This is a genomic window from Streptomyces sp. P5F9 (genome assembly GCF_057961495.1).
Genome location: NZ_JBXVPZ010000565.1, coordinates 1 through 5,707, shown reverse-complemented (window position 1 = coordinate 5,707; position 5,707 = coordinate 1). Strand labels below are relative to the sequence as shown.

At 72.7% G+C, this 5,707-nt stretch carries 5 protein-coding genes and 1 tRNA gene; 1 reads left to right on the top strand and 5 read right to left on the bottom strand.

The annotated features are described in order from the left end of the window. On the top strand, positions 1 to 1,013 hold a 1,013-nt coding region (locus tag AC31A1_RS45650), incomplete at its 5' end, for a M6 family metalloprotease domain-containing protein (protein WP_489658969.1). A gap of 128 nt (positions 1,014 to 1,141) precedes the next feature. Here the strand turns inward: AC31A1_RS45650 and AC31A1_RS45645 are convergent. The 5 genes from AC31A1_RS45645 to AC31A1_RS45625 all read right to left on the bottom strand — a co-directional run bounded on the left by AC31A1_RS45645 (position 1,142) and on the right by AC31A1_RS45625 (position 5,665). Next, positions 1,142 to 1,215 (bottom strand) — tRNA-Lys (locus AC31A1_RS45645). Next, entirely contained in the window at positions 1,206 to 1,820 is a 615-nt protein-coding gene (locus AC31A1_RS45640) for a bifunctional DNA primase/polymerase (protein WP_489658968.1), read from the bottom strand. Before AC31A1_RS45640 ends, AC31A1_RS45645 begins: the two co-directional genes overlap by 10 nt. Positions 1,821 to 1,961: 141 nt before the next feature. Then, positions 1,962 to 2,333: a hypothetical protein gene (locus AC31A1_RS45635; RefSeq protein ID WP_093627061.1), complete on the bottom strand. Its 372-nt coding sequence runs from the start codon at positions 2,331 to 2,333 to the stop codon at positions 1,962 to 1,964. 396 nt (positions 2,334 to 2,729) lie between these two features. Continuing rightward, positions 2,730 to 4,070 carry an AAA domain-containing protein gene (locus tag AC31A1_RS45630; protein ID WP_489658967.1) on the bottom strand — a complete coding sequence of 447 codons (1,341 nt, stop codon included), beginning with the start codon at positions 4,068 to 4,070 and terminating at the stop codon, positions 2,730 to 2,732. Further along, on the bottom strand, positions 4,067 to 5,665 hold the full coding sequence (locus AC31A1_RS45625; protein WP_489658970.1) for a hypothetical protein: 1,599 nt from the start codon (positions 5,663 to 5,665) through the stop codon (positions 4,067 to 4,069). The genes AC31A1_RS45630 and AC31A1_RS45625 overlap by 4 nt, the downstream gene beginning before the upstream one ends. Between the last annotated feature and the right edge of the window lie 42 nt (positions 5,666 to 5,707).

The following is a 5,707-nucleotide window of genomic DNA, read 5'->3' as shown; positions in this document are numbered from 1 at the left end:
CCGCCGAACTCGCCGCCGACCACTTCCCGGCCACCACCCGCTTCTACGAACGCGCCTCCTACGGCAGGTTCACGCTCCGCCCGCACCCGCTGCGGAACTGGATCCGCATGCCGCACGCGTCGACGTCGTACGCCATACAGCGCGACTGGAACCCGGCGAACCGGGCCGCGTACCTCCGCGACGCGCTCGCCGCCTCCGACAGCGAGGTCGACTTCTCGCGCTACGACATCGTCTACTTCGTGGCAGATCCGGACGCGCCCGGTGTGGACTCGGACGCGACGAAGGTCGTCAATCTGGACACCCCGCTGCGGGCCGACGGCACGGACGTCCGACGGGTCGTCACGGTCTTCGAGAAGCACCCGCCGGACCGGCTCGTCCTCGCCCACGAGACGGGCCACGTCTTCGACCTGCCCGACCTCTACCACCGGCCGGTGGACGGCAAGGGCGACTGGGACACCTACGTCGGCGACTGGGATCTGATGGGCAGTCAGTTCGGGCTCTCCCCGGACCTGTTCGCCTGGCACAAGTGGAAGCTGGGCTGGCTGGATCCGCGCCAGGTGGTGTGCGTACGGGGCACCGCGCCGAAACGGCTGACCCTGGAACCCGTGGCCGCCGGGCCCGGCACCTCCTCGGCCGGGGGCGCGGCGGGGCCACCGGTGTTCGGCCTCGGCCTCGGCACCAAGCTGGCGGTCGTGCGCACCGGGACCGACAGCGCGCTGGCCTTCGAGGCGCGCAGCCCCGTCGGCAACGACAGCACGGCCTGCAAACAGGGCATCCTCGTGTACCGGGTGCGCGACGGCGCGGCCTCCGGGAACGGCCCGATCGAGGTCGTCGACGCCCACCCGCACACCGAGGCCTGCTGGGAGACCTCGGTCTACCCGCCCCTCGCCGACGCCCCGGTCTCCCTCGGCGAGAGCTTCACCGTGCCCGGCGACAACGTGAAGGTGAAGGTGGAGGGGCGGACGGCTTCGGGGGCGTGGACGGTGACCATCACGCCGGGGGAGCCGGGCTGAAAACCCCGGACCACCGGCGGTGGGGGTGTGGGTGGCAAAGCCCCCGCAACGTGCGGCGAAGCCGCGCACAAACAACGATGGCGAGGCTGGTTCGCGTTTTCCGCGAACATGCCTCGCCATCGCTAGCGTGCGCCGCCAGGGACTCGAACCCCGGACCCGCTGATTAAGAGTCAGCTGCTCTAACCAACTGAGCTAGCGGCGCCTGCTGACGTCGTAGACCTTAGCATCCTGATCCGGGGGAGGAAAAATCGATATCCGCACGGTCGCGCGGGCCGCCCGCACGGCCGCCCAGAGCAGGATTTCGGCCCCGGGAAGCCAGGGCCGACGGGTGTCCGGAGCGACCAGCCAGCGCGAGTCGAACGGGGCCGGCGATGCCCCGCGCACCAGCGCCGGGACGGTCACCGCGTCACCCCTGCCGTGACACAGCAACGGCGGGACGGACTCCGTACGGCTGTGCTCCCCGGGGTGTGCGCCCCACTCCTCCCAGCCCAGCAGCGACGGCAACCGCTGAGCCGTGCCGGGACTGGCGAACAGGAGCATGCGCCCCCGGTGCGTCGCGACGGGTCCGGAGCCCGCGCCCTCCTCCCACAAGCGGCCGACCATGCGGCGCCCGAAGACCACCGGGGCGCTCACCACGTCGAAGGCGGACCCGCAGGGCAGGACGACCGGGGCGTCCGGCCGTTCCTTCCAGAGGGCGAGGGTGCTGCGCGGATACGTTCCTGCCGAGGCGAGCCAGGCGGCACCGTCCGAGGTGACGCCCGAGATGTCGAAGCGGTCGGCGAAGGGCTCATCCTGTGTGCGGCTCATGTCCCACAGATCTACCGCCCGTGAGCATCCGCTCTCTGAGAGTTGTCGGAAATCGGGACAGGAGGGGGCGGGAGGGAGTATCTTGCCCGACCGGCATATGCCAGAAGTTCTTTCTCGTCCTCCGGGCCCCCGCTCCCGAGGTCACACCGGGTCGGCACCCCCGCTGTCCCGGCCTTCCGTGCCCCGCAGCAGGTCCCGGCCGAACTCGACCATCTTCTTGGCGTAGTCCTCGGTCCACCCGGCGCGCTCGGCGATGTCCGCCGGGGTCAGCCGGTCGAAGCGGCGTGGGTCGGCGAGCTGGGCCGCCGCGATCGCCTGGAACTCCACCGCGCGGTCGGTCGCGGCGCGGAACGCGTGGGTCAGCTCCGTCGCGCGGGCCAGCAGCGCGCGGGGGTCGTCCATCGACTCCAGGTCGAAGAAGTGCTCCGGGTCCTCGGCCGCCTGGGCGGGCTCGAAGAGCAGGGGCGCGGGGCGTAGCCGCGATTCGTTGCGACGCGGCGTGTGCTCCGCCATGTCTTCTCCTCCTCGTACGTCATGGATGACCCGCCTCACGAGCGGACCACCGTCCATTGTCCCCCGGGTGCGCAAGGGGCCCCGGGCATACTCCCGGGGCACCAATCCCGCACCGCATGATTGGCTGCCCAGCCGCCCGGCCCGGTATTCATCACCCCGCGCACCGGACCACGAGGAGCCGCAGGTCACGGTCTCGCGTCACCGGCGTTCGCACACGCGTGCCGGTCACGGTCTCCACACCACCCGGTGTTCCGCGAGATGCGCCAGCACCGCATGATTCGCCTCCCACCCGTCGGGGCTGTTTCCATTGGCCGCCTCCGGCGGCGTGCCGGACTCCGTCCGGCGGATCGGGCGGCGCCGTGCTGATCGCCTGACGGGCAGGTGCCGTAAGGACGGTCAGGGACGCCAGGCCACCCGGTGCTCGGACCAGTGGTCCCATGTGGACATCATTGCCTCCCACCCATCAGGAAACTTCACCGTCACCCCCAGCTGCACCGGCTCCGTCGACGGATGGTCGTCCAGCAGCTCGCTGACCCCCGCCCGGCAGACCACGACGCACGCGTGCCGGTGCCGGGAGGCCAGGACGCACAGCCGGCCCGTCTCCAGGTGGAAGGCGGTGGCGTCGGGGCGGCCGGAGAGGGGGTGGAGGACCACCGTGACGTCGAACTCCCGCCCCTGGAGGCGGTTCGCCGTGTCCACCGTCACGTCCGTGACGCCCGACTCCGCCAGCGCCGCACGGACCGCCGCCGCCTGGTCCCGGTGCGCGGTGCCGACCGCGATGCGGTCGGCGGTCAGGGGAGTGGGGTCCGGTGAGCGCTCCGACGTGGCCGCGCCGCCCCGGTCCAGCAGGCGTCGTACGACCGTCGTCACCGCCCGCACCGCCTCCGGGTCCGTGCGAGGGGTGTGGCGGGCGGGCAGTTCCAGCAGGCCCCAGCCCGCCTCGGCGGCCTCGTCGATCACCCGGTCCGGGCCCGAACCGTCCGACGGGACACCGAAGGTGAGCCGCCGGTCGCCGTGGCCCGTGCCGCTGCGGAAGCGCGTGTACGGGTAGAACGCGTCCGACACCAGGGGCGCCGCCGACGCCGGGAGCCGCCACGACACCGGCAGGCGGTGCTGCGGCAGTTCGGGGTTGTGGGCCAGCAGGGTCGTCACCGCGGAGGCCGAGGGGTCGTAGGAAAGGCCTGCCCACTGCTCCGCGCCGACGATCGCGAACGGGTCCAACTGCCCCGGGTCGCCCACGAACAGCGCCCGCTCGAACAGCCCGGCCACGGCCAGCAGCGAGTCCGAGCGCATCTGGTACGCCTCGTCGACGATCGCGTGCCGCCACGGCTCGTCGACCTTGACGTGCGCCCACTTCGCCGCCGTGGAGATGACGACCGGGAGCCCGGCGAGTTCGCCCGCCTTCGCCGACTTCCGTACGTTCGGCAGGTCGTCCAGCGCCTTGTCGTACGGGTCGGCGTCACTGCTGTGGAGGCGGCCGACCGGCAGCTCGCCGTTCTTCTCGGCGAGCCGTACGACGAGGTCGTCGACCTGCGCGTTGGTCTGCGCGACCACCATCAACGGGCGCCCCGCGTCGGCCAGTTCGAGTGCCGCGCGGACGACGAGGGTGGACTTGCCGGCGCCCGGCGGAGAGTCGACGACGACTCCGCGAGCCGTGCCGTGCAGGGTGTCGCGGAGGATCGCGTCGGTGGCGCGGCCGGCCTCGGCACCGGGGTCGAAGACGATGTCGGCGCTCACAGGACGTCCTCCTCGGTCACCGGGTCGGCGGCCTCCCGCACGGCGCTCTCCTCGCCCGGCGGACCCCCGTGCGTCCACGGCGTCTCCTCCTGGTCGGGCAGTTTCGCGCCGCCCCGCTGCTCGTGCTCGAACAGCGTGAAGCAGATCCGGTCGCCCTTCTCCGGCAGCGAACCGGTCTCCGGCTCCTTGCCGCGCCCCATCTTGTCGACGACCCGGAGGACGACGACGGCACCGTCCTCCTCGTGGCCCACGAACTCCGCCGACTGCGGCTTCCCGCCGAGCGACCGGAACACCTTCACCCGCTCCCCGAGATGCGGCCGGTCGTCCGTGCGCACGGTCACCAGCGGGCGCGGGCGGGGGCTCTTGCCCTCGCTGTACGCCATGACGACATCGATGACCTCGCCCGCGAACGCCTCCCCGGCGAGTCGCCGCCCGGCCATCACCAGCGGGTCGTCCAGGGCCTCCTGGGCATCGAGCCGGGCCTGTTCACGCTCGCGCGTGGCGAGTTTGTTGGCGGCGGTGACCGCGTCGTCGCGGCGCGGCTGCGGGGGCTCACCGGCGACGATCCGGTCCCGGTGGCCGGTGAACGACCAGCGGTCCCGGGTCCACCGGTCGACGGTGTGCGCACCCTCCGGCAGCGCCCGCAACAGGTCGAGCCCGTGCCACACCGCGTCCCAGGTGGGGCGGGTGACGCTCTCGACGAGGGACCTGATCTCCCGCTCGGCGGCGGTGAGTTCACCGAGCCGGTCGTCCGCCTCCAGGCCGTCCTCGGCGGCGGCGAGGGCGGTACGGGCGCGGTCGTAGCGCTCGATGGCGGGGGCGAGCAGCTTGTTGTCGAACGCCGGGTCCGTGGCCGGGCCGGCTGGCGGGCACACCAACTGGCCCCGAGCGTCCCGCCGCAGCTCCGCGTCGAGCGCGGCCTCGGCGCCGGAGACACCGTCCGGCGGGTCGATCCAGGCGAGCAGCGCGCCCAAGTGCTGGTCCTCCAGGCTGGATTGACCCGTGGACCAGTGCCGGCCGAGCACCTCGGTGAGCGCGAGCAGCAGCGCGGAACCGGGCACCCGGGCTCGCTCCCCGTAGTGGGTCAGCCAGCGCCCGAGCAACGGCACGCGCGGGGGCGCCGGGTGCGGGGTCTCCGGGTCCTGCTCGGCCGTACGGCGAAAGCGCATCGAACGCCCCAGCAGCCGCACCAACTCGATGCCCGCGCGGCTCGGCACGATCAACTGCGGTGCGTCCGCGCACAGTTCGACCTCGACCTTGACCCGCTTCCCGGTCTCCGGATCGGTCTCGTTCCGCTCGGCGGCCTCGACGTCGTCCGCGAACGTGTCGATGTACGGCAGGACCACGTCCGCGAGTTCGGCGAGAAACGTGAACCTGAGGTCCCGGTCACGCGGCTGCGGTACGACGAACAGCCGCGGCGCGTCCCGGTCCGTACCGACGAGCGCGCCGAGCGGCGCCCCGGCCTCGCCGGCGGTGGTGAGCGGCACGAGGACGAGGGGGCGCGCGGAGAGATGCCGGTGCAGGACGGTGGCGGCGGGCTGGGCACGGCCGGTCTGAACTGCCTCCAGCCGGGCGAGAGTTGAGATCAGCGACACGGGGTCCCCTTGGGGTGGGCGACCGGGGGCGGGGTGCGGTGG

Coding starts and splice junctions, on each gene's coding strand:
- AC31A1_RS45640 (WP_489658968.1), bottom strand. CDS start 1,820: ATGAGCCGCACACAGGATGAGCCCTTCGCCGACCGCTTCGACATCTCG.
- AC31A1_RS45635 (WP_093627061.1), bottom strand. CDS start 2,333: ATGGCGGAGCACACGCCGCGTCGCAACGAATCGCGGCTACGCCCCGCG.